A 3,128-nucleotide genomic window follows, 5' to 3' on the forward strand; every position below is an offset into this window, starting at 1 on the left:
TATGCGATCGTCGGCAGCGTCAGTGTGTATAAGAGACAGGCCACCCCCATCGCCGGGGCGGCCGGCCACGTGCGGGTGACAGTGCCGGACCGGCACAAGACTCCGCGCCGCGCGCCACTACACTGCTCCCCACAAGCGCGTTCAGGCTCACAGCGTCGTGCGTCTTCCACGCGGCTGCCTCCTTCACCGCCTTCGGCCGTCGGGACGGCCGTCCTCCCTCCGCGGCCCCGGGCCCGGGAGGAGCCACCAGGACAGTTAAGGACTGAGACCTGTGAGCACTGCTTCGTCCAGCAAACCCGTCGTACTCATCGCGGAAGAGCTGTCGCCGGCCACCGTCGACGCGCTCGGGCCGGACTTCGAGATCCGGACCTGCAACGGCGCCGACCGCGCCGAGCTGATCCCGGCCATCGCCGACGTGGAGGCCATCCTGGTGCGCAGCGCCACCAAGGTGGACGCCGAGGCGATCGCCGCGGCACGCAAACTCAAGGTCATCGCCCGGGCGGGCGTCGGCCTGGACAACGTGGACGTGGCCGCCGCCACCAAGGCCGGTGTGATGGTGGTCAACGCGCCGACCTCCAACATCGTCACCGCCGCCGAGCTGGCCTGCGGCCTGCTGATCGCCACCGCGCGGAACATCCCGCAGGCCAACGCCTCGCTGAAGGGCGGCGAGTGGAAGCGGAGCAAGTACACCGGCGTCGAGCTGAGCGAGAAGACCCTCGGCGTGGTGGGCCTCGGCCGGATCGGCGTGCTGGTGGCCCAGCGGATGTCCGCCTTCGGGATGAAGATCGTCGCCTACGACCCCTATGTGCAGGCCGCCCGGGCCGCCCAGATGGGGGTCAAGCTGCTCACCCTGGACGAGCTGCTGGAAGTCTCCGACTTCATCACCGTGCACCTGCCCAAGACCCCGGAGACCATGGGGCTGATCGGCGAGGAGGCGCTGCGCAAGGTCAAGCCGGAGGTGCGCATCGTCAACGCCGCGCGCGGCGGGATCGTGGACGAGGCCGCGCTGGCCAGCGCGCTCAAGGAGGGCCGGGTGGCCGCCGCCGGGCTGGACGTGTTCAGCAAGGAGCCGTGCACCGACTCCCCGCTCTTCGAGTTCGACAGCGTGGTGGCCACCCCGCACCTGGGCGCCTCCACCGGAGAGGCGCAGGAGAAGGCGGGCATCGCGGTCGCCAAGTCGGTGCGGCTGGCGCTCGCCGGCGAGCTGGTGCCGGACGCGGTCAACGTCCAGGGCGGAGTGATCGCCGAGGACGTGCGGCCGGGGCTGCCGCTGGCCGAGAAGCTGGGCCGGATCTTCACCGCGCTGGCGGGCGAGGTCGCGGTGCGGCTCGATGTCGAGGTGTACGGCGAGATCACCCAGCACGATGTGAAGGTGCTGGAACTCTCCGCGCTCAAGGGTGTCTTCGAGGACACCGTGGACGAGACCGTCTCCTATGTGAACGCGCCGCTGTTCGCCCAGGAGCGCGGTGTCGAGGTGCGGCTCACCACCAGCTCGGAGTCCTCCGAGCACCGCAATGTGGTGACCGTGCGCGGCACGCTGTCCGGCGGTGGCGAGGTCGCCGTCTCCGGCACCCTGGCGGGCCCCAAGCACGTCCAGAAGATCGTCGCGGTCGGCGAGTACGACGTGGATCTGGCGCTCGCCGACCACATGGCCTTCTTCCACTACACGGACAAGCCCGGTGTGGTCGGCACCATCGGCCGGATCCTCGGCGAGGCCGGTATCAACATCGCCGGGATGCAGGTCTCGCGGGCCGCGGCGGGCGGTGCGGCCATGGTCGCGCTCACCGTGGACGACACCATTCCGAGCCAGGTGCTGACGGAGATCTCCGACGAGATCGGCGCCACCTCGGCCCGTTCGGTGAACCTCGCCGACTGACGCCGCCCGGTCGACCGCCGTCCAGCCGCGCCGGACGGCGGTCGCACCGCTCCCGCACCGCTCCGTTCAGCGGGCGGAGCCGGCGTCGGCGCCCCCGGTGAGGGCGTTGGCGACCCTGAGCTGCATCTGCTCCTGGGTGCGGTCGCGCCGCTGGGGAGTGAAGGAGAGCACCGCCCGCAGCTCCTGCCGCTCGGTGAACAGCAGCACCGAGCAGTAGCCGTACTGCTCACCGGACTTGCCCCAGAACCGCACTCCGTTGATCGTGATCGTCTGGAGTCCGCTGCTGTACCGGGCCGGGCTGCCGTCCACCATCGTCACCTCGGGGGGCGGCATCCGGAACATCTCCCGCAGCAGCCGCCCGGGCAGCAGCCTGCCGGAGCACAGCGCCCGCTGGAAGCGCAGCAGATCCGGCGTACTGGAGATCATCTCCCCCTCGCCCCAGGCGTCCGAGGGGTCGATCTCGGTGATGTCCCGCAGCCGGCCGTCGGACATCCGCAGATACCCCCGCACCTGCGGGCCGCGCAGGGTGCGCCGGTGACCGGGCACCGAGGTGTCGTGCAGCCGCAGCGGGCGCAGGATCCGCGCGGCGATCTCCTCCCCGTACGGGCGGCCGGTCAGCCGCTCGATCAGCAGCGCCAGCAGTACGTAGTTGATGCCCAGGTACTCCTGCCGGGTGCCGGGCTCGTACGCCAGCTCGGTGGCGTACCGGACGGTGTCCACGATCCGCTCCGGCGTCCAGCGGTCGAAGCGGTGCTCGAAGACCTGCTCCGGGGTGGTGACCTCCGGCCAGCCACGCCCGTGCGGCAGTCCGGAGGTGTGGTTGAGCAGCTGGGTGACGGTGATGGGGGCGAAGCCCGCGGGCAGCAGCCGGGGGAGTACCCGCTGCACGGGCGTGTCCAGCCGCACCCGGTCCTCGGCGACCAGTTGGAGCACCACGGTGGCCACGAACATCTTGGTGATGGAGCCGATACGGACCTGGTCGCCGGCCCGCACCGGGCGGCCGCTGTCCAGGTCCGCCACGCCCGAGGAGCCGTACCAGTGGCCCGCCGAACCCGCGATGTGCAGCTGGGCCGCGGTGGTCGGGGGGTGTTCCAGATCGTCGATGGCGGCCTGAAGCGCCGCGGTGTCCAGCGGTGGCACACCGGCCGGGCGGGGGCCCCGGCTCACGGGCGTGGCGGCCCGGGCGTCCGGGATCGCGGCGGTGGCCAGCAGCGCTCCTGCGGTGGTGCCCAGGACGGCGCGCCGGGAGGGG

2 protein-coding genes are annotated in these 3,128 nt (G+C 71.6%); one reads left to right on the forward strand and one right to left on the reverse strand.

Annotation, left to right across the window (positions count from 1 at the left end; genetic code table 11):
- Positions 1–271: 271 nt before the first annotated feature.
- Complete coding sequence (gene serA / locus E4099_RS30680) at positions 272–1,876, forward strand: phosphoglycerate dehydrogenase (protein ID WP_135342370.1); 1,605 nt, start codon at positions 272–274, stop codon at positions 1,874–1,876.
- A gap of 66 nt (positions 1,877–1,942) precedes the next feature.
- On the opposite strand, the gene E4099_RS30685 is transcribed toward serA, so the two are convergent.
- Positions 1,943–3,128, reverse strand: a 1,186-nt coding sequence (locus E4099_RS30685) for a serine hydrolase domain-containing protein (protein WP_425348287.1), incomplete at its 5' end; no start/stop codon positions are given.

Origin of the sequence: Streptomyces palmae (genome assembly GCF_004684805.1) — a bacterium.
In the GTDB taxonomy this organism is placed as follows: domain Bacteria; phylum Actinomycetota; class Actinomycetes; order Streptomycetales; family Streptomycetaceae; genus Streptomyces; species Streptomyces palmae.